Genomic DNA, 25816 nt, shown 5'->3' with positions numbered 1-25816 from the left:
GTCGCGGGTGCGCTCCTTGCCCGACCGAACGTTCGGTCCTATAGTGGTGCTCGATCGAGCTCCCGTCAACCCCTCGGAGGCCTCCGCATGCCCGCCAGCCTGGACGCACTCGTCGCCACCCACGCAGACCTGCTCGAGCGCGCCCAGCGCGCGGCACATGACCGCACCTATTTCTCGGCGTACGACGAGTCCCCCAGTCCTCGGGTGTACGGCGAGGGAGCCGCCGAGGCCGGCCAGCACGCGTACGACGCCCTGCTCGGACGGCCGTTCGACCTGCCGGGGCACCCTGACGACGGCATCCCGGCCGGGTCGGAGGTCTCGCCGTACGGCCCGGCCCTCGGGGTCACCTACCCACACGCCGGCGTGGACGCCCTCGTCGAGGCCGCGCGCCAGGGCCTGCCGGCCTGGCAGGCCACCACCCCGCAGGTCCGCGCGTCGGTCGCGGTGGAGATCCTCGGTCGGATCAACGCCCGCAGCTTCGAGATGGCCCATGCCGTGATGCACACCTCCGGTCAGGCCTTCGTGATGGCGTTCCAGGCCGGCGGACCGAACGCCCAGGACCGCGGCCTGGAGGCGACCATCTATGCGCTGGCCGAGCAGGAGCGGCACGCCACCAGCACGATCTGGGAGAAGCCCCAGGGCAAGCGCCCGCCACTGCGGATGGTCAAGGAGTTCACCCCCGTCGGCCGTGGCATCGCTCTGGTCGTCGCCTGCAACACGTTCCCGACGTGGAACTCCTACCCGGGGCTCTTCGCGAGCCTGGTCACCGGCAACGCCTGCGTGGTCAAGCCGCATCCGGGCGCCGTGTTGCCGCTGGCGATCTCGGTGGCGGTGGCGCGCGAGGTGCTCGCCGAGCACGGCTTCGATCCCAACCTGGTGCTGCTCGCGACCGAGGCCGAGGGTGAGCTGCTCGCGGCCGACCTGGCCACCCACCCGGCGGTCGGCATCATCGACTTCACCGGCGGCCCGGCCTTCGGCACCTGGCTGGAGGAGCACTGCGTCAGCAAGCAGGTCTACACCGAGAAGGCCGGCGTCAATCAGGTGCTGTTCGAGTCCACCGACGCCTATCGCGCCGCGCTCGCCAACCTGGCCTTCACGCTGTCGCTCTACAGCGGGCAGATGTGCACCACCACCCAGACCATCTACCTGCCGGCCGACGGCGTGCGCACCGACGAGGGGCTGAGGACACCGGCCGAGTTCGCCGCCGACCTGAGCACCGCGCTGGACGGCCTGCTCGGCGACGACGCGCGGGCAGCGGGGATCCTCGGTGCGCTGGTCAACGACGATGTGGCCGACCGGCTGGCCGGCCAGCCCAAGGAGAGCGTGGTGGTGGAGTCGCGCCCGGTCGCCGTACCGGAGTGGCCCGATGCCCGGGTGCGCACCCCGCTGGTCCACCTCGCCGACCCCACCGACCGGCCGAGCTGGACCGCAGAGTGCTTCGGGCCGGTCTCGTTCCTGGTGCCGCTGCCCCGCGAGCAGATGACCGACGTCTTCGAGCAGGTCACCCGCGAGAAGGGCTCGCTGACCGCCGGGGTCTACTCCATCGACGAGGCCTTCATCGGCGGCGTCCGGGCGGCCGCGCTGCGCGCTTGCGTCGCGCTGTCGGAGAACCTCACCGGCGGCGTTTTCGTCAACCAGACCGCGGCGTTCTCCGACTTCCACGCCACCGGCGGCAACCCGGCGGCGAACGCCAGCTACGCCGACGGCCAGTTCGTCGCGGGTCGGTTCCGGGTGGTCGGCATCCGCCGGCACGCGCCCGAGCCGGCTGCTGTGGAGGGCCGATGACGACCACACGCGCCCTGCCGGACGGCTCGCCCCGTCCCCGGTACGACCTCGACGCGCTGCTCGCCGTCGCCGCACAGGTCTTCACCGAGCGCGGGTACGACGGCACCTCGATGGAGGACCTGTCCCGCGCGTCGGGGCTGTCGAAGTCCTCGCTCTACCACCACATCGAGTCCAAGGAGCAGCTGCTCCGGCTCGCCCTCGAACGTGCCGTGGAGCCGATGCTCGCGCTGCTGCGAGCCCCGGGCGCGACCACGGGCCCGGCCGTCGACCGACTGGCCCATGTGGTCCGGGCGATGGTGGCCCTGCTCGCGGCCGAGTTGCCGTCGGTGACACTGCTGCTGCGGGTGCACGGCAACACCGACACCGAGCGCTGGGCCCTGGAGCAGCGCCGCTCCTTCGACCGCAAGGTCGCCGCCCTGGTGCGTGCCGCGATCGACGAGGGCGATGTCCGTGCCGAGGTCGACGCCCGGACCACCGCCCGGCTGGCCTTCGGCATGGTCAACTCGCTGGTGGAGTGGTACCGCCCCACCTCGCAGGCCGCCACCGATCGACTGGCCGACCAGGTCGCCACCATGGTCTTCGACGGCATCCGCAGCTGACCAGGGCCCGAACCCACCGATCGTCCGGTCCCATCACGAAGGAGGAGCAATGGCCGAGGCAGACGCACAGCTCGCCGCGGACTTCCAGCGCACCATCGACGCCGGTGACCGCATCGAGCCGCGGGACTGGATGCCGGACGGCTACCGGAGGACTCTGGTGCGCCAGGTCGCGCAACACGCACACTCGGAGATCATCGGGATGCAGCCCGAGGGCAACTGGGTCACCCGGGCACCGAGTCTGCGCCGCAAGGCGATCCTGCTCGCGAAGGTGCAGGACGAGGCCGGGCACGGGCTGTACCTCTACTCCGCGGCGGAGACGCTCGGCGTCGACCGCGGCGAGCTCACCCGGATGCTGATCGAGTCCCGGCAGAAGTACTCATCGATCTTCAACTACCCCGCGCTGACCTACGCCGACGTCGGCACGATCGGCTGGCTCGTGGACGGCGCGGCGATCTGCAACCAGGTGCCGCTGTGCCGCTCGTCGTACGGGCCCTACGCGCGGGCGATGGTGCGGATCTGCAAGGAGGAGTCGTTCCACCAACGGCAGGGCTACGAGCTGCTGATGACGATGATGAACGGCACCGACGCGCAGCGCGCGATGGTGCAGGAGTCCGTCGACCGGTTCTGGTGGCCGTCGCTGATGATGTTCGGCCCGCCGGACGCAGCGTCCCCCAACACCGCCCAGTCGATGGCGTGGGGGGTCAAGCGGCACACGAACGACGAGTTGCGTCAGCGGTTCGTGGACATGACCGTGCCCCAGGCCGACGCCCTCGGTGTGCGGCTGCCCGACCCTGAGCTGCGCTGGAACGCCGAGCGCGGGCACCACGACTTCGGCGAGCCGGACTGGGACGAGTTCATGGCGGTGGTCAAGGGTGGCGGACCGTGCAACACCCAGCGGCTCGCCGTACGACGCGAGGCGCACGAGAACGGCGCCTGGGTGCGGGAGGCGGCGACGGCTTTCGCCCTTCGACAAGCTCAGGGACCGGGGATGGAGGCCGCGTCATGAGCGTGCAGCCTGACTGGCCTCTCTACGAGGTGTTCGTCCGGGCCAAGCGGGGTCTCAACCACGTGCACGTGGGGTCACTGCACGCCGCCGACGACCATATGGCCTTGGGGCACGCACGCGACCTCTACACACGCCGTAACGAGGGCGTCTCCATCTGGGTGGTGCGCAGCGCGCTGATCGCCGCGTCCAGCCCGACCGAGAAGGACCCGAACTTCGCGCCCAGCGCCGACAAGGTCTACCGGCACCCGACCTTCTACGAGATCCCCGACAACGTCCCGCATATGTGAGGCCGAGCAGACATGACCGACCCCGACCACGACGAGTACGCCGCCTACGCCAGCCTCGCCGAGGCGCACGACGAGAGCCGCTGGGCCTTCGGCACCGGCTTCTCCGACCCACTGGCCGGCGTCGACGTGACCCTGCCGACCGGCGTGGACGGGGCCGCGCTGGCCACCTACTGCCTGATGCTCGGGGACGACGCACTGCTGATGTCCCAGCGGCTCGCGGAGTGGCTGACCCACGCGCCCGAGCTCGAGGAGGAGGTCGCGCTGGCCAACATCGGCCTCGACCTCCTCGGCCAGGCCAGGCTGCTGCTGGCCCGCGCCGGAGCCGCCGACCCGACCGTGGTGCCGCCGCTGCCCGAGGGCTCGCCCGTCCCGGCCGACGACGCTCTCGCCTACTTCCGTGACGACCACGAGTTCCGTTGCGTCCGACTCGTCGAACGCCACGACCGCGACTTCGCCGAGTGCGTGGTCCGGATCATGGTGTTCAGCGCCTGGCGCCTGGCGCTCCTCGAGCGACTGGCCGACAGCGACGATGCCGTGCTCGCCGCCATCGCGGCGAAGGGGATCCACGAGGTCGCCTACCACCGCGACTACGCCGCCCGATGGGTGCGCACCCTGGCCCTGGGCACCGACGAGTCCCGCGCCCGCACCGAGGCCGCCCTCGCGGTCGTGTGGGCGTTCCTGCCCGAGCTCTTCGTCAGCCACCCCGTCGAGGCCGCGATGTCCGTGGCCGGAGTCGGCGTCGATCCGGCGGCGGTGGAGGAGTCGGTACGCCGCACCCTGATCCACGTCCTGGCCGCCTCAGATCTGGACGTGCCGGAGGTGCCCGCCGTCGGCCCGGTCAGCGGCCGCAGCGGCCGCGACGGAGTCCACACCGAGGACCTCAGCCACACCCTCGCCGAGATGCAGAGCGTGGCGCGGGCCCACCCGTCAGGGCGGTGGTGAAGGTGAGGTCGTCCGACTCACCCCGTGTCCTGGACCGTCCACGACCGGACGACCCGGGCCTGCTGACCCGAGCCCGGACCGCAGCCGAGTCGGTCACCGACCCCGAGCTGCCGATGCTGTCCCTGGCCGACCTGGGGGTGCTGCGGGACGTGCGGCTCGAGGAGGGGCACGTGGTCGTCACGATCACGCCGACCTACACCGGCTGCCCGGCGATGGAGACGATGCGCGCCGACCTGCTGCTGGCGCTGCGCCGGGCCGGCTGCGCCGACGCCCAGGTGCGGACGTCGCTGGCCCCGGCCTGGAGCAGCGACGACATCACCGACCGGGGACGTTGGCTGCTGGCCGAGCACGGGATCGCACCGCCCGCACCGGCGGCCCGTCGTACCGGCCCGGTCCCGCTCACGCTGGGTCGGGCCACGGCCGCCGTACCCTGCCCGCGCTGTGGCGCGGAGCAGACCCGCGAGCTCTCCCACTTCGGCAGCACCGCCTGCAAGGCGCTGCGCACCTGTCCGGCCTGCGGCGAGACCTTCGACCACGTCAAGGAGCACTGAGATGGCGGAGACGAGGCCGACCACCCGGGCGCGCGGGTTCGCGCCCCTGCGGGTGCGCCAGGTCGAGCCGCTCTGCGCCGACGCCGCGGCAGTCACCTTCGACGTCCCCGAGGAGTGGGCGGCCGACTTCGCCTTCCGGCCCGGCCAGTCCATCACGGTGCGGCGAGAGGTCGACGGCCGCGAGGAGCGCCGCTCCTACTCCATCTGCGCCCCCGTCGGCCCCGACCTGCGGGTCGGCGTGCGGGAGGTCGCCGACGGGGTCGTGTCGTCCTGGCTGGTGCGCGACGTCCGCCCGGGCGACACGGTCGAGGTACTGCCGCCGTCCGGGCGCTTCGTCGCCGACCCCGCGGCGGGCGGTCGGCACGTGCTGATCGCCGCCGGCTCCGGCATCACCCCGATGCTCTCCATCGCGGGCTCGCTGCTTGGAGCCGGCGACGCCCAGGTGACGTTGTTCTACGGCAACCGGCACGCCAGCTCGGTGATGTTCGCCGAGGAGCTGGCCGACCTCAAGGATGCCCACGGGTCGCGCTTCGAGCTGGTGCACGTCCTGTCCCGCGAGCCACGTGAGGTCGAGCTGTTCACCGGGCGCCTTGACCGCGACCGGCTCGCCACCCTGCTCGACGAGCTGGTCCCGGTCGCTGCCGTCGACGGGTTCTGGCTGTGCGGACCGCACGAGATGGTCGTGTCCGCCCGCACGCTGCTCGGCGAGCTCGGCGTGCCCGCCGAGCGGGTGCACGCCGAGCTGTTCTACGTCGAGGACGCAGCTCCACCGCCGGTCCGACACCGCGAGCCCGGCGTCTCCGGCCCGACCGCCGCGATCACGGTGGTGCTCGACGGCCGCCGTACCGAGCTCCAGCTGCCGTACGACGAGACCGTCCTCGACTCGGCCCAGCGCAGCCGCGCCGATCTCCCGTTCGCCTGCAAGGGCGGCGTCTGCGGCACCTGCCGGGCCCGCGTGACGGCCGGTTCGGTGGACATGCGTCGCAACTACGCCCTCGAGGACGCCGAGGTCGAGGCGGGGTTCGTGCTCACCTGTCAGTCCTACCCTGACAGCGCCTCCGCCTGCGTCGACTTCGACGCGTGAGCGCTGGGCACCCCGTTCACGAAGTCGGATCCGCCGGTGCCGTCCGGCGGGTTACCGTAGAGCCGTGCCCGAGAGCGACGACAGGCCGACGGGACGGCCCGAGCACTCCGCGGAACGACCGGACCGGGGCAGCGCCCGCGACGCCCGGACGAACCGTTCCGCCGCTGCCGCGCGCATCCAGCACCAGACCTCCTGGGTGGACCAGCAGATCCGGGTCGCGATGGCCAAGGGCGAGTTCGACAACCTGCCCGGTGCCGGGAAGCCGATCAAGGATCTCGGCAGCAGCCACGACCCCGACTGGTGGCTGAAGAAGCTCATCGAGCGCGAGCAGATCACCGGCGTGCTCCCACCGGCCCTGGCGCTGCGCAAGGAGGACGCCGAACTCGAGGCCAGCTTGGACAAGGAGTGGTCCGAGCGCGTCGTCCGCGACCGGCTCGAGGACTTCAACAGACGGGTGATCGAGGCACGTCGGCAGCTCCTCGGTGGACCGCCGGTGATCACTCGGACCCGTGATGTCGACGCCGAGGTCGCTGCCTGGCGAAGGCGACGTACCCGATGAGGCCCCAGGTCTGGGCGACGCTGCGCTCCCGTGCGATGGCGCTCACCGCGCCTCGATGGGGCCGCCGCAACTGGTCCGCGGTCGCAGCCGCGGCCGCGGTCATCGCCGTACTCTCCTTGGTCTGGCAACTGTCGTCAGAGCCCGAGCCGGCGCACGCCTCCCGGAACCGCCTGGCCCACGTCGCGCCGCAGCAGGTGTTGCCCGGCCAGACCCTGCGGGCGGACTTCTGCGGGCAGCCGGCCGCCGGGCCGTTCGTGCCGACCAGCATCACCATCCCGGGCATCACCCGCGACTCGGCCGTGATCGCACTGCCCCGCGACGCCAACAACATTCCCAGCCCGCTGCCGCTGACCGATGCGGCCAAGCACGAGTTCGCGTGGGACGAGCAGCCCAGCCCGATGCCGGGCGCCAAGAAGGGCAACGTCATCCTCAACACGCACACGTGGCCGTGGTTCTCCACGCCCGCGATGGGCAACCTGCTGCTCGAGCACCTGCACCGGGGGGACCGGATCATCGTCCGCGGCAAGGACACCCACCTGTGCTACCAGGTGACCCGCAAGGTGAGCATCTGGGCCGACCAGCCCTACCCGGCGTACTACGTCACCGACGGCAGGCCGCAGTTGGCGATCATGGTCTGCTCGGGCACCCGGGTCGGGCCGGGCGACTGGGATCACCGGACGGCCTGGTTCGCCTCGCCGATGGCCTGACCAGGACCGCCGGGTCAGGACTCACGCATCGGGACCCGGACGCCTCGGTCGGCGGCGACCTCGACGGCGAGGTCGTAGCCGGCGTCGACGTGCCGGATCACGCCCATGCCCGGGTCGTTGGTGAGCACCCGCTCGATCTTGGCCGCGGCGAGCTCGGTCCCGTCGGCCACGCAGACCTGCCCGGCGTGGATCGAGCGGCCCATCCCGACACCGCCGCCGTGGTGGATCGACACCCAGGTCGCACCCGATGCGGTGTTGACCAGCGCGTTGAGCAGCGCCCAGTCCGCGATGGCGTCGGAGCCGTCGAGCATCCCCTCGGTCTCGCGGTACGGCGAAGCCACCGAGCCGCAGTCGAGGTGATCGCGACCGATCACGATCGGGGCGGACAGCTCTCCGCTGGCCACCATCTCGTTGAACTTCAGGCCGGCCAGATGGCGCTCGCCGTACCCGAGCCAGCAGATCCGAGCAGGCAGGCCCTGGTAGTGCACCCGCTCCTGCGCCATGGTGATCCACTTGCGCAGCCGCTCGTTCTCGGGGAAGAGCTCCAGGATCGCCTCGTCGGTCTTGCGGATGTCCTCGGGATCACCCGACAGCGCCGCCCAGCGGAACGGGCCCTTCCCTTCGCAGAACAGCGGCCGGATGTACGCCGGCACGAAGCCAGGGAACGCGAACGCCCGGTCGTAACCGCCCTTGCGTGCCTCATCGCGGATCGAGTTGCCGTAGTCGAACACCTCGGCGCCTGCGTCCTGGAACTCCACCATCGCCCGGACGTGCGCTGCCATCGACGCCTGCGCCTCCTTGGTGAACCCTTCGGGGTCCCGAGCGGCGTCGTCGTGCCAGTCCGCGAACGGGACCCCGGTCGGCAGGTAGGACAGCGGGTCGTGGGCCGAGGTCTGGTCGGTGACGATGTCGATGAGCGGGCCGTTGCCACTCTCGACGCGGTCGTGATGGCGCTGGAGCAGGGCGGGGAACACCTCGGCCGCGTTGCCCAGCAGGCCGATCGAGAGCGGCCGCCGCTCCTCGCGGGCGGCCAGTGCGAGCTCGACCGCGTGGTCGAGGTCGTCGGCCTGTACGTCGAGGTAGCGATGCTCGATCCGCCGGGTGATCCGGGACTGGTCGACGTCGACGCAGATCGCGACCCCCTCGTTCATGGTCACCGCCAGCGGCTGAGCACCGCCCATCCCGCCGAGGCCGGCGGTCAGCGTGATCGTCCCGGCCAGGGTGCCGCCGAACCGCTTGTCGGCGACCGCGGCGAACGTCTCGAAGGTGCCCTGGAGGATCCCCTGGGTGCCGATGTAGATCCACGAGCCGGCGGTCATCTGGCCGTACATGATCAGCCCGAGCTCCTCGAGCCGACGGAACTCCTCCCAGTTGGCCCAGTCGCCCACCAGGTTGGAGTTCGCGATCAGCACCCGCGGCGCCCACTCGTGGGTACGCATCACGCCGACCGGCTTGCCGGACTGGACGAGCATGGTCTCGTCGGGCTCGAGGTCACGCAGCGTGCGCACCAGGGCGTCGTACGCCTCCCAGCTGCGCGCCGCCTTCCCGGTGCCGCCGTAGACGACGAGGTCCGCGGGATTCTCGGCCACCTCGGGGTCCAGGTTGTTCATCAGCATCCGCAGCGGCGCCTCGGTCTGCCAGCACTTGGCGCTGAGCTCGGTGCCGTGCGCGGCGTGGATCGGCAGGCGGGGGTTGGTCATGACAGCCTCTCTCGTGCGTCGTCGGGTCGGATGCGCTGGTCGCGCAGCAGTACGTAGTAGGCGAGGGCCGGTACGACGAAGCCGATCAGCCAGGCGATGTCCGCACCGCCCAGGTCGTCGACCCACCAGCCGACGTAGAACGTCGTGTTCATGAACGGCAGCTGCAGCACGATGCCGATCACGTACGCCGTCAGCGCGCGGACGTTGAACATCCCGTAGCCCAGCCGCGGATCGAACAGCGCCGCGATGTCGTAGCGCTCCTTGCGCACCCAGTAGAAGTCGACGAGGTTGATCGCCGACCAGGGGATCAGGAAGTACGAGAGGAACAGGATGAAGTTGGTGTAGTTGGCCAGGAAGTCGCCCCGACCCGCGATGGCGATCGCGGTGCCCACCACGGCCGCGCCGACGACGTACGCCGTGCGGGTGCTCGGAGCCAGCGGGCCGCGCCACACCACGGTGAGGGTGGTGGTGGTGGACATGAAGGCCCCGTAGAGGTTCAGCACGTTCACCGCGATCACCCCGAGGATGATGATCAGCAGCACGAGCCAGCCGACGCCGTGCGCAGCCATCCCGGCCAGGAACTGCACCTGGCCGCCCTCGAACGCCTTCTGTGCGACCGCGGCAGCCGCGGCGCCGAAGCACATCACCCAGCAGGCGCCGATGATGGCACCCCCGTAGGTCCACCAGAACGTCGACCTCGTGGACGTGCTGGCGGGCAGGTAGCGGGAGTAGTCCGCGACGTACGGACCCCAGGTGAACTGCCAGGTGGCCGCGATGGAGACGACCAGGCCGAACGTGCCCCAGGACAGGTGACCGGCGTGCCAGGCGGCGCCGACGTCATGCTGTCGGAACAGCTCCACGGACAGGTAGAGGAAGGCGAGAGCGCTGAGCAGGCTCACCCAGCGCTCGTAGCGGTGGATGAGCCGGTAGCCGTAGATCGCCAGCACGGTGCACACGATCGCGACCACGATGATCGCTGGTACGGCGGGCAGTCCGGTCCACTCCGACAGCGCCGAACCGCCCAGCACGCCGCTGCTCGCGAAGAACCCGAGGTACATCAAGATCACCAGCACCAGCGGGAGCACGGCACCGAAGAAGCCGAACTGGGCGCGGCTCTGGATCATCTGCGGGACGCCCAGCTTCGGGCCCTGGGCGGAGTGCAGCGCCATCGCGACGCCACCGACCAGGTTGCCGACGACCAGCGCGAGCACGGCCCACGGCAGCGACAGGCCGACGACCACCGCCAGGGCACCGGTGACGGCGGTGGTGACCTGGGTGTTCGCGGCGAACCATACGGTGAAGAGGCTCGCGGGACGACCGTGCCGCTCCTCCGGGGGCACGAAGTCGATCGTGCGGCGCTCGACCTGGAGGGCGTCGCCCGGGCGACCCGTGGTCGCCGCCTGGCTCATCGCAGCTCGCCGATCACGGCCTGGACGGCGTCGAGGACCGCGCCGGTGCGGACCAGGTCCACCGTCGCCTCGATCTCCGGCGACAGATGCCGGTCGGGCCCTGGGCCGGCGATGCCCGCCGAGCGGAGCAGGTCGACGACCGCGCCGGTCGCCGGTGACGGCTCGAGGGGCCGACGCAGGTCGAGGGCGCGGGCCCCGGTGAGCACCTCGACGGCGATCACCCGGGTGAGCCCGTCGACCGAGCGGCGCAGCTTCCGGGCGGCCGACCAGCCCATCGAGACGTGGTCCTCCTGCATCGCCGACGACGGGATCGAGTCCACCGAGGCAGGCACCGCCAGCCGCTTCAGCTCCGAGACGATCGCGGCCTGGGTGTACTGGGCGATCATGTGCCCGGAGTCGACGCCGGGGTCGCCGGCGAGGAACGGCGGTAGCCCGTGGTTGCGCGCCTTGTCGAGGAACCGGTCGGTGCGCCGCTCGGAGATGGATGCGACGTCCGCCGCCGCGATGGCCGCGAAGTCGAGGACGTAGGCCACCGGAGCGCCGTGGAAGTTGCCGTTTGACTCGACCCGGCCCTCGGCCTCGTCCGTCGGGAACAGCACCACGGGGTTGTCCACGGCGGAGGCCAGCTCGCGGCCGGCCACCAGGGCGCAGTGGTCGAAGGTGTCCCGTGCCGCCCCGTGCACCTGCGGGGAGCAGCGCAGGGAGTAGGCGTCCTGGACCCGGTTGCAGTCCGGGCCGCGGTGCGACGCGACCACCCCGGAGTCCTTCAGGATCGCGGTCAGGTTGGCCGCTGACGCGGCCTGGCCCGGGTGCGGTCGGAGCGCCTGGAGGTCGGCGGCGAAGACCCGGTCGGTGGCCAGCTGACCCTCGACCGACATCGCTGCGGCGATGTCCGCGGTGCGCATCAGCACCGACAGGTCCGCCAGCGCGAGGACCAGCATCGCGAGCATGCCGTCGGTGCCGTTGATCAGCGCGAGCCCCTCCTTGGCCTCGAGCTCGACCGGGGTGAGCCCGGCCTCGGCCAGCGCCTCGGCGGCCGGTCGAAGGGTGCCGGTGGCGTCGCGGACCTGTCCCTCGCCCATCAGGGCCAGCGCACAGTGCGCCAGCGGGGCCAGATCACCGGAGCAGCCCAACGAGCCGTACTCGTGCACCACCGGGGTGATCTGGTGGGTCAGCAGGTCGGCGTAGAGCTGCGCGGTCTGCCGTCGTACGCCGGTGTGGCCGGTCGCCAGGGTGGACAGCCGCAGCAGCATCAGCCCGCGGACCACCTCCCGCTCGACCTCGGGCCCCGAGCCGGCGGCGTGCGAGCGGACCAGCGACTTCTGCAGCTGCGCCCGCATCTCGGTGGGGATGTGCCGGGTCGCCAGCGCACCGAAGCCGGTGGAGATGCCGTACGCCGGAGTCGGCGCCGCCGCCAGCTCCTCCACCACGGCGCGGGCCCTGTCGATCGCGACGAGGGCATCCGCGGCCAGCCGGACGGCGGCTCCCTCGCGGGCAACGGCGACCACGTCGCGGGGACTGAGTGGGCCGGGCCCGACCTCGATGTCTGCCATGGCTCCATTCCAGCCGTGCAGACGCATGGTCACCAGCCCCGGCACCGTCGCCGCTGTCTCACATCCGAGACGAGCCATGGGCGGCTGTCGGGGATCTCACAGCACCCGACGTGAGATCGCCCAGCCGGCGACGCGGGACCCACGTTGACTGGACCCGTGAGCGTCCCGCCCCTCGATCCGACCACGGTCGGTCCGGCGCGTCGCTGGTCGATCCTGGTGGTCAGCTTCCTGGCCCAGGCGGCCTCGGCGGTGACCGCCCACGGGCCGGCGTTCCTGATCCCGGCCCTGCACGACCGGCGCGGCCTCAGCCTGGCCGAGGCCGGCGCCGTCGCCGCGGCCCCGACCATCGGCGTGATGGTCTCCCTGATCGCGTGGGGCCTGTTCGTCGACCGGCACGGCGAGCGCCTGACCCTGTTGATCGGCCTGGCCGGGACCGCAGGGTTCGCGGCACTGGCTGCCACGAGCCGGAGCACGCCTGTCCTCGGTGCCTGCCTCTTCCTCGCCGGAGCGGCCGCGGCCAGCACCAACGTCGCCAGCGGCCGGGTCGTGGTGGGCTGGTTCCCACCGCACCGGCGTGGGCTCGCGATGGGCATCCGCCAGATGGCGCAGCCCGTGGGTGTCGGCGTCGCCGCCGTCACGATCGCGGTGCTCGCCGAGCAGCACGGCGTCTCGACTGCCCTGTGGGTCCCGGCCGCCGCCGCGGCGCTCGCCGTGCTGCTCGTGGCGGCGGTGGTGCTCGACCCGCCCCGAGCCTCCCCGCGACAGGGCCAGGCGGCCAACCCGTACGTCGGCAACCGCTACCTCGCGCGGATCCACTCGGTCTCCGTACTGCTGGTCGTGCCGCAGTTCCTGGCCTGGACGTTCGCGCTGGTCTGGCTGACCGATGCCCGAGGCTGGTCCGCCGGCGCGGCGGGTGCGCTGGTCGCGGTCGCCCAGATCCTCGGCGCGTTGGGCCGGATCGGCGTCGGCCAGATCTCCGACATGGTGGGGTCGCGGATGCGGCCGCTGCGCTGGGTGGCCGTCGCAGCCGCGGTGACCATGGGTCTCCTCGGCCTGACCGCGCACCTCGACTGGTCGGTCGCCGTGGCACTGATGGTGGTCGCCACTGTGGTGACGGTGGCCGACAACGGTCTCGCGTTCACCGCGGTAGCGGAGTCGGCTGGGCCGTTCTGGTCCGGCCGGGCCCTCGGCGTCCAGAACACCGCGCAGTTCCTGGCCGCGTCGCTGGTCCCGCCCCTGGCCGGCCTCGGCATCGCCGAGATCGGCTATCCCGCCGTGTTCGCGCTCGGCGCCCTCTTCCCGATCATCGCGGCACCACTGGTGCCGCGCGGGGACCGCCGCACGATCTGACGACGGCCCCGGACCCGAGTTTACGAGTCACGGTCTGGACCGCAGTACCGGATTTCGTCGTTCTCCCACGGTGCCAGCAGCGACCGACCTAGCCTCCTTGCGGCCATGACCAACAGGGAGGACGCGGCGTGAGGAAGTGGGTCGTGACGGCGGCGCTGGCGGCGGCCACCGCGATGGCCTCGGCCGCGTGGTCGGTCGGGTGGGTCCAGCAGGCCCCGGCACCGGAGCACCGACCGGTCGTCGTCGTCGGCCATGCCGGTGACGCCGTCGTGGTCCGTCGCGCCGAGGCCGATCGCCGGCCGCGCCGGCAGCACCGGGCGGCGCGCCACCAGACGCGCCCGCGCACCCATGGCGAGCGCCACCACGTTCATCGCCACACCCACCGCCACCGCCACCACCACGACCCTGGCCACCACCACGGCTACCGCCACCACCACCATCGCCATCACCGACACCTGCAACGTCACCGCCACCACACGAGCCACCACACGAGGCACCACGCCCACCCGCGGATGCCGGCGCGGATCGTGCTGGGCATCCGCCGCGCGATCGGCCTGCGCCCGGCCATGGGGATGCTGGGCACCGACGTGAGCTGGCCGCAGTGCGGCCGCCACCAGGGCTTCGCCACCAGGCCGCTGCGACCGACCCGCTTCGTGGTCGTCGGGCTGACCAACGGCCCTGCCTTCCACCCGAACTCCTGCCTGGCCGCCCAGGTGCGCTGGATCAGGAGCCACCACGTGCACGCCGCGGCATACGCCGTGACGAGCTACCCGTCACGGCACGAGCTGCGCCGGTACGGCGACGCCGGCCCGCATTCGTCGCGCTGGTTGGTCGGTCGGCTGCGCAACGTCGGCTATCGGCAGGCGAAGTTCAATCTGGCCACCATGAAGAGGGTCGGGCTGCACTCGGACCTCGTCTGGGTCGACGTCGAGCCGTCCATGAGCCGTCCGTGGACGCATCGTCGAGGCCTCAACGCTGCCGTCGTCCAGGGCCTGGTGCGTGGCTACCGGAGCTCCGGGCACCGGATCGGCTTCTACTCGACCGCCTCGCTGTGGCGGCGGATCATCGGCCGGAAGCATTTCCATGCACCCGAGTGGCGCACCGCCGGACCGACCACGCCGCGCGGGGCGATCGGTCGCTGCAGCGACCCGAGCGCCGCCATCCAGGGCGGTCGCGCCGTGCTGGCCCAGTGGTGGACGACCCGACGCGACCACGACCTGCTTTGCCCCGGCTCGCGACGGCCGGCGCAGCTGGCACGGTTCTTCCACCAGTACTGACGCGAGCCGGCCCGTCGGCCGGTCCGCCACGGCTACGCTTCGCGGCATGGGCCAGGTTCCGGCGGCCACCCGCACGCTGCGGGTGTTGAAGTTCCTCGCGACCCAGCCCGACCCGGTCCCGCTCGACCGGATCGCCCGCGCCGTGGGGCTGCCGCGGTCGACGGCCTACCACCTCCTCAACGCGATGATCGAGGAGGGCTTCGTGGTCCACCTCGAGGAGGAGCGTCGCTTCGGGCTCGGTGTGGCGGCGTTCGAGGTCGGCACCGGATTCGCCCGTCAGGAGCCGCTCCAGCGCATCACCCGGCGTGCCCTGGTCGCGCTGGTGGATCGGGTCGGCCAGTCCGCGCACCTGGCCGTCCCCTACGGCCGTGACGTTCTCTACGTGCTGGAGGAGCGGGCGCCCGGTCGGCCCCCGCTCGTCACCGACGTCGGCGTACGCCTGCCCGCCCACCTGACCGCGAGCGGCCGGGCGATCCTGGCGGCGCTGCCGGCCAGCCAGGTCCGTGCCCTCTTTCCCGATCGGGAGGCGTTCGTGCAGCGGCACGGCAACGGCCCGGGATCGCTGAGCGCGTTGCGCACCATGCTCGCCGACACCCGGCAACGCGGCTATGCCACCGAGCGGGACGAGGTCACCCCCGGGTTCGCGTCCGTCGCGGTGGCGGTGCTCGACCACAACGACCTGCCGGTGGCCGGGGTCGCGGTCACCTACGCGACCGACGCGGGCGTCGAGGTCGACCGGGTCGTCGAGCAGTTGCTCGTCACCACGGCCGCTCTCAGCCGGCGGCTGCGGGGAGCGCGCTGAGGACCGTCACGATCGGGCAGGCGTGGGGCCGCACCGGACCGAATGTTACCGAGAAGTAGCATTGCTCACACAACGCTGGACTCGTGCTGACCCGGCCCGCATTTACCCGTAGTCTCGGGCGCGACAGTCTGAGGACCGGCGGATGACGCCGTCTAGTTTGGAGTGACTCGTGAACCTCGTGCTCATCCTGGGTCTGTTGATGACCGCGATCACCGTGGCGCTCGCGGCCCACCGGGTGTGGTTCCTGTTCCGGCTCGCGATGACCGGCCAGCCCGCACCGGACCGGGTCGAGAACGTCACCAAGCGGCTCGGTACGGCGATCAGGACCGAGGTCGTCGAGGTCTTCGGGCAGAAGAAGCTGCTCAAGTGGTCGGTTCCGGGCGCGGCGCACTTCTTCGTCTTCTGGGCGTTCATGATCCTGCTGACGGTCTACATCGAGGCCTACGCGATCCTGATCTCGCGCGACCCCGAGTGGCACTGGTGGATCCTCGGCAGCTGGGGGCCGCTCGGCTTCCTGCAGGACTTCATCGCGTTCATGTGCTTCGTCGGCATCGTGGTGTTCTGGTTCATCCGGATGCGCAACGCCCCGGAGAAGCTGGGACGCGAGTCGCGGTTCCAGGGATCGCACACCACCGGCGCCTACTTCGTGCTGTTCATGATCTTCAACGTCCTCTGGACGCTGTTCCTCTTCCGTGCTGCCGTCGAGGCCCGCGACTCGGCGACCGGGTACGGCGGCGGCTACGGCTGGTCCGCCTTCATCTCGCACACCATCGGCACCGTGCTGCCCAACAGCACCTGGCTGATCGGCATCGGCCTGCTCCTGCACATCGGCGTGATGCTGGTCTTCCTGATCGACGTGCTGCACTCCAAGCACCTGCACATCTTCGTGGCGCCGCTGAACGTGGTCTTCGGCCGCCGGCCGGTGGCACTGGGTGCCATCAAGCCGCTGATGAGCGACGGCAAGCCGGTCAGCCTGGACGATGTCGAGGAGATGGACGAGGACACCAAGCTCGGTGTCGGCTCGATCGAGGACTTCAGCTGGAAGGGCATGCTCGACTTCTACTCGTGCACCGAGTGCGGCCGCTGCCAGTCCCAGTGCCCCGCATGGAACACCGAGAAGCCGCTGTCCCCCAAGCTCCTCATCATGGGCCTGCGCGACCACGCGATGCAGAAGGCGCCGTACCTGCTCGCCGATCCCGAGGACCGGGCCTCGCTCCCCGACGCGGTGACCGCGTTGGCCGAGCGCCCGCTCGTCGGTGAGGCCATCGGCGGCGACTACAACCCGCCCGAGGGCGCCGTCATCGCCGACGACGTGCTCTGGTCCTGCACCTCCTGCGGCGCCTGCGTCAACCAGTGCCCGGTCGACATCGAGCACGTCGACCACATCATGGACATGCGTCGCTACCAGGTGCTCGTCGAGTCGAACTTCCCCTCCGAGCTCAACGGGCTGTTCCGCGGCCTCGAGAACAAGGGCAACCCGTGGAACCTGTCGCCGACCTCGCGGATGGAGTGGGCCCAGGGCCTCGACTTCGACGTCCGGGTCCTCGGCGAGGACGTCGAGTCGATGGACGACGTCGACTGGCTGTTCTGGGTCGGCTGCGCCGGCGCCTATGAGGATCGGGCGAAGAAGACCACCCGCGCCGTCGCCGAGCTGTTCCACTTGGCCGGCGTCGACTTCGCCGTTCTCGGCAACGGCGAGACCTGCACCGGCGACCCGGCCCGTCGCGCGGGCAACGAGTTCGTCTTCCAGGGCCTGGCGCAGCAGAATGCCGAGACCTTCAAGGAGATGAAGGTCAAGAAGGTCGTCTCGACCTGCGCGCACTGCTTCAACACCTTGAAGAACGAGTACGCCGACTTCGGCGTCGAGCTCGAGGTCGTGCACCACACCCAGCTGCTCAACCGACTGGTCCGGGAGAAGAAGCTGACCCCGGTGGCCGTTCCGGGTGGCAACGCCGCCGGTCGGTCAATCACCTACCACGACCCCTGCTACCTCGGACGACACAACCAGGTCTACAGCCCGCCGCGCGAGCTGCTCCAAATCATCCCCGACGCGACCTTCACCGAGATGCCGCGCAACTCCGAGCGCTCCTTCTGCTGTGGCGCCGGCGGTGCCCGGATGTGGATGGAGGAGACCATCGGTGAGCGGATCAACGTCAACCGCACCCAGGAGGCCGTGGCCACCGGCGCCGACCAGATCGCCGTCGGCTGCCCGTTCTGCCGGGTGATGCTCGAGGACGGGCTGACCGCGGAGCAGTCCGAGGGACGGGCGCGCGAGGAGGTCGAGGTCCTCGACGTGGCCCAGCTGCTGCTCGCCTCGGTCAAGGGCGAGGCCCCCAAGGCCAAGGCCACCACCCCGGCGGGTGCGGCCACCGCGGCCAGGCCGGCCGCCGCCGACCCGACCCAGACCGCCGCCACGGTGACCGCGACCCAGGACGTCGGCCCAGCCGCCAAGGCCAGCGGCGGAGGGTCGCTGTTCGACACCCCCGCCACCGAGGCGAAGCCCTCGGCCGAGGCGCCGACTGAGCCGGCAGCCACCCAGGCCCAGGCCACCACCGAGGCCAGGCGGGGCGGCGGGTCGCTGTTCGACCTGGGCCCGCAGGAGTCCCAGGAGGCCCGTCCGGCGGGTCCGGCCGCCGACCAGCCGACGGAGTCGAGGGAGTCGACGGAGTCGACGGCTGCCCAGGAGCCGGCGCAGGCGCCTGCCCAGAAGCCGGCCGAGACCAAGCCGGCCGACGGACTCGGTGGCGGCTCGCTGTTCGACATCGCGGCACCGACCACGCCGGCGAAGGCTGCCGAGGCCCCTGCCCAGCCGGCCGACGCGGAAGAGACGGCGCCGGCTCCGGCACAGCCGGCCGCGGCAGCGCCGCAGCCGGCCAGCAACCTCGGCAGCGGCTCGCTGTTCGACCTGCCCGCACCCGAGGCGGCTGCGCCGAAGTCCGCGCCGGAGCCGACGGAGGCGGAGGAGCCGACGGCGGAGCAGGCCGAGGCGGAGCAGGCCGAGGCGGAGCAGCCCAAGAAGGGCGAGTCGCACCAGCCGAAGACCGACGCCGACATCAACCAGGCCGGGTCACTGTTCGACCTCTGAGCAGGCCCGGGCATTCGTCCGCTGAACCTACGACCCAGTAACTTCGCCGGTCGTGTGCTCGTTGTTCCTCCCGACCTGGGAGGACGACCATGCACTTCCGGACCCGACTGCTGACCGCGCCGGCCCTCGCGCTCGCCCTGCTGGGCACGCCGCTGGCGCTGGCCCCGGCCACCGCCGTACCGGCGCCGCCGACCAGCCCGGCCGCCACGGCCCGAGCGGCGACCGGTGCCTGGCAGCCGCGACCGGTGCAGTACCCCGGTGTGGTCAAGCGGACCAACCTGGCCATCCCGATGAGCGACGGCACGGTGCTCTACGGAGACCTGCTGCTGCCTGCCGACGCGGACAAGCACGCCGTCCCGGGCAGGTTCCCGGTCATCGTCACGATCACCGCCTACAACAAGGATGTCCAGCAGTATGCCGGTGGCCTGGCCGGCGGCAACCCCGACTACCTGGTGCAGCGCGGCTATGCCCAGCTCACGGTCGACGCGCGTGGCACCGGCAGCTCGCAGGGCATCTGGTGCGCGTTCTGCACCCGGGAGGACAAGGACTCCGCCGAGGTGATGACCTGGGCGCACAAGCAGCCGTGGAGCAACGGCGACACCGCCATGGCCGGGCCGTCCTACATGGGCATCAACCAGATCTTCGCCGCGGCGGGGCGGCCTCCGGGGCTGAAGGCGATCTTCCCCCAGGTGCCGGCCGGCGACGTCTACCGCGACGTGGTCGCCTCGGGTGGTCAGCTCGATGTGGGCTTCATCCCGCTGTGGCTCGGCCTGGTCACGTTCACCGGCATCATCCCGCCGATGACTCCGAACGCGACCGCGCTGTCGATCTACCTCAAGGCGCTGGTCGACCACTCCCAGGGCGCGACCAGCTTCACTGCGCCGCTGCTGGCGAAGGCGGCGCTCGGCCAGGAGCCGGCGTACGACGGACCGTTCTATGCCCAGCGCTCACCGATCAACGTCATCTCCAAGGTGGACGTGCCGACGTTCCTGATCAGCGGAGAGTACGACCTCTTCCAGCGTGGCACCCCGCTGTTGTTCGAGAACCTCGACGAGCGTCACGTGCCGGTGCGGATGATCATCGGACCGTGGAACCACCTGCAGGCCTCCGGCGGCGCCCTGGTCAAGGACGCCGGTCTGGGCTCGCTCGACGAGCTGAAGCTGCGCTGGTTCGACCACTACGTCAAGGGCATGCCCGATCCCGGCCTCGCCACCGACATCCCGCCGATCACCTACTACGAGCAGGGGACCGGCGCCTGGCGCACCACCCAGCACTGGGTGGGCAGTGACCGGCGAGCCGTCACCTACCACCTCTCCGGCTCGTCCACGCCGTCGACCGCGGGCGGGCTGACCACCGGCCCCGGCACCGACGGCACCTCATCGGTCTACCCGATCCCGGTCGCGGGCCTGTGCACCCGCTCCACCGACCAATGGACCGCCGGAGCGTCCAGCGAGATTCCCCTGGCCAACCCGTGCCTGACGAACAACGCGACCAACGACCGCACCGGGGTGGTCTTCGAGACCCGTCCGGTCGGCAGGGCGGTCAGGTTCCAGGGTCCGATCGACGCGCACCTGTTCGTCTCCAGCAGCAGCGGCGACGGGATGCTGTCGGTCGCGGTCGAGGACGAGGCGCCGGACGGAACCGTGTCCCGGCTGACCGGTGGGTGGCAGGTGATCTCGCTCCGCGCGCTGGACAAGGCGCGGTCCCGCTACCTCGACGGCCGGCTGATCCAGCCCTATCACCCGTTCACCAAGGCGTCGCAACACAAGCTGGCCCCCGGCCAGGTGGCCCCGGTGGACGTCGAGGTGTTCCCGACCGGCGCGTCGATCCAGCCGGGACACCGACTACGGATCGCCGTACAGGCCTTCGATGTGCCCCACCTGCTGCCGACGCTGGCCGAGGCGCCCGGCACGTTGGCGGTGATGACGATCCACGCGGGCGCGCAGTACCCGTCCTCGCTCACCCTGCCCGCCGTGCGGCGCCGCTGAGGCTGGCGGAGCTCCCACCCGGCACCGCCGAGGTTCTGCGAGTTCTCGCGCCGCAAGATCTGGCAACCGCGATCCTCTGGTCAACCCTGCCCTCCCGGCGACAGGTTGATTCGCAGCTCCGACAACCCGTCGGACTCGCGAAGAGGAGAACACCTTGCGCACATCCATCAAGGCGATGGGCCTCGGACTGGCAGGGCTGCTGATCGCAGCAACGCCTGCCGTCGCCGCTCAGGCCGCACCGGCACATCCGCACGGTCGCCACGCCGAACGTGTCTGCGCGGCCACCGGCCACGCGGCTGTCGCATCCTGCGACGCAGAGGTCCTGGTCTCGAACAGCACCGGCCGAGTGCCGGCGACGAGCACGCCGCCGGCGACGGCGCTGACCCCCAGCCAGCTGCGGGACGCCTACAAGCTCGGCTCGGCCTCGTCGGGCGGCCGCACGGTCGCGGTCGTCGACGCCTACGGCTATCCGAACCTCGAACGTGACCTCGCCACCTACCGCAGCCAGTTCGGGCTCTCCGCCTGCACCACCGGCAACGGGTGCCTGCGGATCATGGACCAGAACGGCGGGTCGAGCCTGCCTCGCTTCAACGCAGGCTGGGCTGGGGAGACCGCGCTCGACGTCGACGCCATCTCCGCCGCCTGCCCCGACTGCCACATCCTGGTCGTACAGGCGCAGTCCGCCAGCATCGCCAACCTGGGCACGGCGGCCAGCACCGCAGCGCGTCAGGCCGGAGTCGTCGCGATCAGCAACAGCTACGGCGGGGGCGATCTCGCGGACTCGACGTACGGCGGCTACTACAACCACCCGGGCATCGCGGTGACTGCTTCGACCGGTGACAACGGCTACCAGGGCGGCAGCTTCCCAGCCTCCTCGGACTACGTGACCGCCGTCGGTGGCACCAGTCTGGTGGCCGCAGGCAACAGCCGCGGCTGGTCGGAGAGCGCCTGGAGCGGAGCCGGCAGCGGCTGCTCGACCGTGAACGGCGCGCTCGCCGCGGCCTCAGGGGCCAACACCGGATGCTCGATGCGGGCCATCGCCGACGTGTCGGCCGCGGCCGACCCGTCGTACGGCGGTCTGGCCGTCTACTACCCGACGTCGAAGAGCGTGTCGACCTGGGCACAGGTCGGTGGGACCAGCGAGTCCTCGCCCATCATCGCGTCGGTCTACGCAATGTCGGGCAACACCGCCGGCTACGCGAATGCGATCCCCTACTCGCACAGCGGGTCGTTGTTCGACGTCACCAGCGGCAGCAACGGCAGCTGCCCGACCAGCCAGTGGTGCACCGCGCGCACCGGCTGGGACGGACCGACCGGCCTGGGCACCCCGAACGGGACCGGAGCCTTCTGAGTTCGGTCGAACGGATCGGGGAGGGTCACGACTGCCAGTGGCCCTCCCCGACCGCCGTCAGATCGGCGGCAGCACGAACGTCGAGGAGCGGCGCGTGGTCGCCTTCGTCGTCGCAGACACCAGCATCTTGAACGTGACATCACATCGGCTTGACTATGACGTCACGGTGATGTCATAGTGATGCACATGGACATCACGCCGTACGCCGAGCGTCTCCGCATCGACCTCGCCCAGACCGCCGCGGGTGGCAGCGACGAAGTCCGTGAGGCTGCCGAGCGGTTGAACGCCTCCCTCGAGCCGGCACTGCGGCTCAGCCTGATGGAGGTGCTCTCCGAGGCTGCCGCGGAGATCACCAGCGCGATGCGCTCGGGCACCGTCGAGGCGCGCCTGCATGGGCGGGACATCGAGTTCGTCGTCGATGACGCTGTCGTGCCGGTGGCGCCGAGGCCCGTCGCCGAGCCCGCCGACGAGGACGACGAAGGCACCCTGGCGCGGATCACGCTCCGGCTGCCCGAGAGCATCAAGGCGCGCGCCGAGGAGCTGGCCGCCCGGCACGGCAGCTCGCTGAACACCTGGATCGTCAACGTGCTGCGCACCGCGACCCGCGAGAACGCGGTCAACATCGACATCGACCTGTCCAGCCTCCCGTTCCTGGACTCCGACTTCCCCCGCGGCTCGAAGGGAGGCTCCCGCCGGATGTCCGGCTGGGTCTGAGCCGCAGCACACCCCACGCACCGATGGACCGCTCCGGTCCACCGGCGGACCGACACACCCTCGAGAGGCAGTCATCATGCACCAGCAGTTCGACACACCCGACCCCGTCGAGCTCGTCCTCGAGCTCGGCTCCGGCTCGGCGACCATCACGGCGATCGAGACGTCACAGAGCACGGTCGAGATCAGCGGGCCGCGTGCCGAGGAGTTCACCGTCGAGCTCGAGGGCCGGCGGCTCACCGTCCTGGCGCCACGGCACGGCGTCCGGATCTTCGGCGGCAACGACAGCCACCAGGTCACCGTGACGCTACCGACCGGAAGCGACCTGACCACCAGGACCGGCTCCGCCGACGTCGATGCCACCGGACGGCTCGGCGCGGTCCGGTCCAAGTCCGGCTCCGGCCAGGTCGAGATCGAGGACGCCGAGGGCTCCGTCGTGATCGACACCGGCTCGGGTGATGTGTCCTGCGGGTCCGTCGGCGACGCGCTCAGGGTCCGCACCGGCTCCGGCGAGGTCGAGGTCGGCCAGGTCGGCGGCTCGGCCGCCGTCTCCACCGGCTCCGGCGACGTCGCCCTGGGCCGTACGACGGAGACCACCGTGGTCAAGACGGGATCCGGAAGCGGCACCGTCCAGCGGTCCAGCGGGCAGCTCACCCTCAAGACCGGGTCCGGCTCGCTGACCGTGGGGCACGCCGAGCGCGGCAGCATCCGAGCCTCCACCTCGTCGGGCGACGTCCGGGTCGGCGTCCCCGCGGGCACGCCCGTGTGGACCGACATCAGCTGCGCGTCCGGCCGGATCCGCTCCGACCTCCCGTCCCTGGGCAAGCCCGAGGACGGTCAGGACCACGTCGAGCTGAGGATCCGCACCGCCAGCGGGGACATCACCCTCGCCCAGGTCTGAGCAAAACGGGTCAAGCCACCTCGAACACATCGCGACACCATCGAAACTCAACGCCACAAGGGAGACATCATGAGCAACACCCTCACCGCGATCCAGGCCCGTCAGGTCATCAAGGAGCGCATCGACCGGGCCCGCGAGCCCCGCGTGACCCGGCACCTGTCCACCTCTCGCTTCCACTGACTCGCGCGGCCGCGACTCACCCGGTCACCGGATGGAGATCGCCGAGGCGACGTACCTCCTCATCGTCGCCTTGACCGCCTTCCCCACGACGTAGTAGTCGCCGACGGGGAGCGCAGCGGTCGTAGCGGTGTAGATCCCGTCGTGGGCGCGGGCGTCCCCGTGGGTGCCGTTGTCGACCAGTCCGATCGTGATCAGCCGGCCGCCGGTACGGCGCAGCAGGGCTTGCGCGGTGGCGCCGGTGATCGGGTGAGTGCCCTTGCGCAGCTTCGCGGTCACCTTGAGCCGGCGTCCCGAGAGCCGCGATACGGACACACCTTCGGTCTTGGTCGCCCCCTGGAGGGAGGCGGAGAGCATCACGTTGGCCGACGCCGCGGCGGTCTGGTGCAGCCGAAGCTTCCACATCCCCGCCGTCGGCTTGGCTACCTGGAGACTTCGGAAGGGGCGCCTGGCCGCCGTCGATCCCGCCTTCTGGGATACCGAGACCGCACCGGTGGGTCTGAGCAGGGTGGCCGCCACCGATGCCGGCCCGACCAGGATCACCTCCAGTCTCTTGGCAGTGGTGACGGGGACCTTCACGATGACGTCGTGGCCACGTGCCACCGCCGGCATCCCGATCGCGACCTGCTGGACCGCGGGTGGCGGCTCCGGGGCGGGTGACGGCCTTCGCCCGGACGGCGTGGACTCCTCGAACCATGCCTTAGCGACGTGGTCCATGACCCACTGGTCGGCGATCGCGGGGTCGCTGGGCAAGTCGGTGTGCAGGTCACCCGGCCGCTCCCCGACATCGGAGTAGATCCACCACGCGCTGTCCCGGGTCACGACTCCGTCGCCGTCACCGGTGAAGCAGACCGGATAGCCGGTGCCCGCGTCGACCGAGAACGGCACGCCGTGCTGGTTGCGCACGTACTTGTCGAAGATGTCGGCGACGTACACCGGCGTCAGCTGGATCGTCGGCACCGCCTTGCCGAAGTACACGGCCGCCCCGCCGGCGGCGTACGCGCAAGCCGAGCCCTGGTTCGGCGTACCGAGCATCACCAGGTGCGAGACCAACGGCCTGCCACCCGGCGGATGCGGCTCGCCCATCATCATGTGGTCGATGTAGTCGCGCGAGATCAACCCACCCATCGAGTGCACCACCAGATCCACGTGCTGGGCCTTCGTCAGCGATCGCACGTGCTCGATGTAGCGCGCCTCCGCCCGCGCGTTGGCCTCGATCGAGTTGCCCGACACCGGGTCGGTGTCCATCGTCATCCCCGCCTGCGACCACGAGTCACCCACCGCGAACACCGGCCAGTGCTCGTCCTTCGCGGTGAGCAGCGACTTCATCGTCTCCCACGTCGAGGCATCCGAGTTCCACCCGTGCACCAGCACCACCGGCTTCGGCAGGACGGTGATGTCGCGCTGTGCTCCGCCGAATCCGGTCAAGACCTGGATCGTGTGGGTCGGCATCGGCTGCATGTGTCGCCACGCCGTGCCCCGGGTGTCCCAGTCGAAGGTGATCGTGGTGGTCGCGCCGGCGCCGATGGTCTGCGGCTCGACCAGGCGGTCGCCGTCCGCCTCGTTCAACGGCTTGCCGGTGGTCTTGTCGATGAAAGAGAAGGGCACGGTCAGCGAACGATCGGCCGCATTGTGGACCGTCGCACTGATCTCCACGACGTTGCCGTCGTACGTCCCGGTGTCCGGGACGACCGACTTCGCCTCCTCGCCGCTGCTCGGGTCGTCGAGCTGCTTGAAGGTGATGTCGGAGATGCAGATCGCGCAGGCGAGCGTGACTCTCGCGTTGGTCAGGGTGAACGTCGCGTAGGGGTCGGACTGGGAATGGCTGGTGTCGTCTCCGGACGCAACCACCGTCGACGTGGCTTTCCACGGAGTCGCCGGTACGTCGGGTTGGGTCGAGTACCTGCCTACCGCGCCGGCCTCTTCGTTCAGCGGGTCCATCGTCGGGCAACAGACGTCGGTGTTGTCGCACGTACTCTGGGGCTGGTAGAA

22 protein-coding genes are annotated in these 25816 nt (G+C 71.0%); 17 read left to right on the top strand and 5 right to left on the bottom strand.

Annotation, left to right across the window (positions count from 1 at the left end; translation table 11 throughout):
- The first annotated feature begins 87 nt into the window (after positions 1–87).
- The 9 genes from paaN (at position 88) to Q9R13_RS14915 (ending at position 7520) form a co-directional block, all read left to right on the top strand.
- Complete coding sequence (gene paaN, locus Q9R13_RS14955; RefSeq protein WP_310961968.1) at positions 88–1785, top strand: phenylacetic acid degradation protein PaaN; 1698 nt, start codon at positions 88–90, stop codon at positions 1783–1785.
- A complete protein-coding gene (locus tag Q9R13_RS14950; RefSeq protein ID WP_310961967.1) occupies positions 1782–2384 on the top strand; it encodes a TetR/AcrR family transcriptional regulator in 603 nt (200 codons plus the stop codon). The genes paaN and Q9R13_RS14950 overlap by 4 nt, the downstream gene beginning before the upstream one ends.
- Positions 2385–2433: 49 nt before the next feature.
- A complete protein-coding gene (paaA, locus tag Q9R13_RS14945) occupies positions 2434–3390 on the top strand; it encodes a 1,2-phenylacetyl-CoA epoxidase subunit PaaA (RefSeq protein ID WP_310961966.1) in 957 nt (318 codons plus the stop codon).
- Positions 3387–3677, top strand: coding sequence for a 1,2-phenylacetyl-CoA epoxidase subunit PaaB (paaB, locus tag Q9R13_RS14940; protein WP_310961965.1), 291 nt, complete (start codon positions 3387–3389; stop codon positions 3675–3677). Before paaA ends, paaB begins: the two co-directional genes overlap by 4 nt.
- A gap of 12 nt (positions 3678–3689) precedes the next feature.
- Complete coding sequence (paaC, locus tag Q9R13_RS14935) at positions 3690–4619, top strand: 1,2-phenylacetyl-CoA epoxidase subunit PaaC (RefSeq protein ID WP_310961964.1); 930 nt, start codon at positions 3690–3692, stop codon at positions 4617–4619.
- Positions 4620–4621: 2 nt separating this feature from the next.
- Positions 4622–5170: a 1,2-phenylacetyl-CoA epoxidase subunit PaaD gene (gene paaD, locus Q9R13_RS14930; protein ID WP_310961963.1), complete on the top strand. Its 549-nt coding sequence runs from the start codon at positions 4622–4624 to the stop codon at positions 5168–5170.
- A 1-nt stretch (position 5171) separates the two neighbouring features.
- A complete protein-coding gene (paaE, locus tag Q9R13_RS14925; RefSeq protein WP_310961962.1) occupies positions 5172–6254 on the top strand; it encodes a 1,2-phenylacetyl-CoA epoxidase subunit PaaE in 1083 nt (360 codons plus the stop codon).
- A gap of 64 nt (positions 6255–6318) precedes the next feature.
- Positions 6319–6813, top strand: a complete 495-nt coding sequence (locus Q9R13_RS14920; RefSeq protein ID WP_310961961.1) for a DnaJ family domain-containing protein — start codon at positions 6319–6321, stop codon at positions 6811–6813.
- Positions 6810–7520, top strand: a complete 711-nt coding sequence (locus Q9R13_RS14915) for a class F sortase (protein ID WP_310961960.1) — start codon at positions 6810–6812, stop codon at positions 7518–7520. Before Q9R13_RS14920 ends, Q9R13_RS14915 begins: the two co-directional genes overlap by 4 nt.
- 14 nt (positions 7521–7534) lie before the next feature.
- On the opposite strand, the gene hutU is transcribed toward Q9R13_RS14915, so the two are convergent.
- From hutU to hutH, 3 genes are read right to left on the bottom strand one after another with little or no spacing between them, the layout of a single operon-like run.
- A complete protein-coding gene (gene hutU, locus Q9R13_RS14910; protein WP_310961959.1) occupies positions 7535–9220 on the bottom strand; it encodes a urocanate hydratase in 1686 nt (561 codons plus the stop codon).
- Complete coding sequence (locus Q9R13_RS14905) at positions 9217–10629, bottom strand: purine-cytosine permease family protein (RefSeq protein ID WP_310961958.1); 1413 nt, start codon at positions 10627–10629, stop codon at positions 9217–9219. Before Q9R13_RS14905 ends, hutU begins: the two co-directional genes overlap by 4 nt.
- Positions 10626–12182, bottom strand: a complete 1557-nt coding sequence (hutH, locus tag Q9R13_RS14900) for a histidine ammonia-lyase (RefSeq protein ID WP_310961957.1) — start codon at positions 12180–12182, stop codon at positions 10626–10628. The genes Q9R13_RS14905 and hutH overlap by 4 nt, the downstream gene beginning before the upstream one ends.
- Positions 12183–12338: 156 nt before the next feature.
- Between hutH and Q9R13_RS14895 the strand changes: the two genes are divergently transcribed.
- Entirely contained in the window at positions 12339–13532 is a 1194-nt protein-coding gene (locus tag Q9R13_RS14895; protein ID WP_310961956.1) for an MFS transporter, read from the top strand.
- Between the two features lie 20 nt (positions 13533–13552).
- Here Q9R13_RS14895 and Q9R13_RS14890 read toward each other — a convergent pair whose 3' ends face one another.
- On the bottom strand, positions 13553–14017 hold the full coding sequence (locus Q9R13_RS14890) for a hypothetical protein (protein WP_310961955.1): 465 nt from the start codon (positions 14015–14017) through the stop codon (positions 13553–13555).
- Between the two features lie 27 nt (positions 14018–14044).
- On the opposite strand from Q9R13_RS14890, the gene Q9R13_RS14885 reads away from it, so the two are divergent.
- The 7 genes from Q9R13_RS14885 (at position 14045) to Q9R13_RS14855 (ending at position 23647) form a co-directional block, all read left to right on the top strand.
- Positions 14045–14809: a glycoside hydrolase family 25 domain-containing protein gene (locus Q9R13_RS14885; RefSeq protein WP_310961954.1), complete on the top strand. Its 765-nt coding sequence runs from the start codon at positions 14045–14047 to the stop codon at positions 14807–14809.
- A gap of 46 nt (positions 14810–14855) precedes the next feature.
- Positions 14856–15611 carry an IclR family transcriptional regulator gene (locus tag Q9R13_RS14880; protein ID WP_310961953.1) on the top strand — a complete coding sequence of 252 codons (756 nt, stop codon included), beginning with the start codon at positions 14856–14858 and terminating at the stop codon, positions 15609–15611.
- Positions 15612–15780: 169 nt separating this feature from the next.
- The gene (locus Q9R13_RS14875; protein WP_310961952.1) at positions 15781–18696 is read left to right on the top strand and encodes a (Fe-S)-binding protein; all 2916 of its coding nucleotides are present in this window, start codon (positions 15781–15783) and stop codon (positions 18694–18696) included.
- A gap of 89 nt (positions 18697–18785) precedes the next feature.
- Entirely contained in the window at positions 18786–20684 is a 1899-nt protein-coding gene (locus Q9R13_RS14870) for a CocE/NonD family hydrolase (protein WP_310961951.1), read from the top strand.
- Between the two features lie 154 nt (positions 20685–20838).
- A complete protein-coding gene (locus Q9R13_RS14865; RefSeq protein ID WP_310961950.1) occupies positions 20839–22035 on the top strand; it encodes a S53 family peptidase in 1197 nt (398 codons plus the stop codon).
- A 186-nt stretch (positions 22036–22221) separates the two neighbouring features.
- The gene (locus Q9R13_RS14860) at positions 22222–22749 is read left to right on the top strand and encodes a toxin-antitoxin system HicB family antitoxin (RefSeq protein WP_310961949.1); all 528 of its coding nucleotides are present in this window, start codon (positions 22222–22224) and stop codon (positions 22747–22749) included.
- Between the two features lie 76 nt (positions 22750–22825).
- Positions 22826–23647 carry a DUF4097 family beta strand repeat-containing protein gene (locus Q9R13_RS14855; protein ID WP_310961948.1) on the top strand — a complete coding sequence of 274 codons (822 nt, stop codon included), beginning with the start codon at positions 22826–22828 and terminating at the stop codon, positions 23645–23647.
- Between the two features lie 204 nt (positions 23648–23851).
- Here Q9R13_RS14855 and Q9R13_RS14850 read toward each other — a convergent pair whose 3' ends face one another.
- Complete coding sequence (locus Q9R13_RS14850) at positions 23852–25675, bottom strand: esterase/lipase family protein (protein WP_310961947.1); 1824 nt, start codon at positions 25673–25675, stop codon at positions 23852–23854.
- Positions 25676–25816 lie beyond the last annotated feature (141 nt).

Source organism: Nocardioides marmorisolisilvae, from assembly GCF_031656915.1.
In the GTDB taxonomy this organism is placed as follows: domain Bacteria; phylum Actinomycetota; class Actinomycetes; order Propionibacteriales; family Nocardioidaceae; genus Marmoricola; species Marmoricola terrisoli.
Note: the sequence above shows the minus strand (reverse complement) of the source record. Positions and strands in the feature narration are given on the sequence as shown.

Excerpts from the sequence above, each read along its gene's own strand:
- Q9R13_RS14870 (WP_310961951.1), top strand. The coding sequence starts at position 18,786 with ATGCACTTCCGGACCCGACTGCTGACCGCGCCGGCCCTCGCGCTCGCC.
- paaE (WP_310961962.1), top strand. The coding sequence starts at position 5,172 with ATGGCGGAGACGAGGCCGACCACCCGGGCGCGCGGGTTCGCGCCCCTG.
- paaA (WP_310961966.1), top strand. The coding sequence starts at position 2,434 with ATGGCCGAGGCAGACGCACAGCTCGCCGCGGACTTCCAGCGCACCATC.
- Q9R13_RS14880 (WP_310961953.1), top strand. The coding sequence starts at position 14,856 with ATGGGCCAGGTTCCGGCGGCCACCCGCACGCTGCGGGTGTTGAAGTTC.
- Q9R13_RS14915 (WP_310961960.1), top strand. The coding sequence starts at position 6,810 with ATGAGGCCCCAGGTCTGGGCGACGCTGCGCTCCCGTGCGATGGCGCTC.
- paaB (WP_310961965.1), top strand. The coding sequence starts at position 3,387 with ATGAGCGTGCAGCCTGACTGGCCTCTCTACGAGGTGTTCGTCCGGGCC.
- hutH (WP_310961957.1), bottom strand. The coding sequence starts at position 12,182 with ATGGCAGACATCGAGGTCGGGCCCGGCCCACTCAGTCCCCGCGACGTG.
- Q9R13_RS14855 (WP_310961948.1), top strand. The coding sequence starts at position 22,826 with ATGCACCAGCAGTTCGACACACCCGACCCCGTCGAGCTCGTCCTCGAG.
- paaC (WP_310961964.1), top strand. The coding sequence starts at position 3,690 with ATGACCGACCCCGACCACGACGAGTACGCCGCCTACGCCAGCCTCGCC.
- hutU (WP_310961959.1), bottom strand. The coding sequence starts at position 9,220 with ATGACCAACCCCCGCCTGCCGATCCACGCCGCGCACGGCACCGAGCTC.
- Q9R13_RS14860 (WP_310961949.1), top strand. The coding sequence starts at position 22,222 with ATGGACATCACGCCGTACGCCGAGCGTCTCCGCATCGACCTCGCCCAG.
- Q9R13_RS14905 (WP_310961958.1), bottom strand. The coding sequence starts at position 10,629 with ATGAGCCAGGCGGCGACCACGGGTCGCCCGGGCGACGCCCTCCAGGTC.
- Q9R13_RS14950 (WP_310961967.1), top strand. The coding sequence starts at position 1,782 with ATGACGACCACACGCGCCCTGCCGGACGGCTCGCCCCGTCCCCGGTAC.
- Q9R13_RS14885 (WP_310961954.1), top strand. The coding sequence starts at position 14,045 with ATGCCGGCGCGGATCGTGCTGGGCATCCGCCGCGCGATCGGCCTGCGC.
- paaN (WP_310961968.1), top strand. The coding sequence starts at position 88 with ATGCCCGCCAGCCTGGACGCACTCGTCGCCACCCACGCAGACCTGCTC.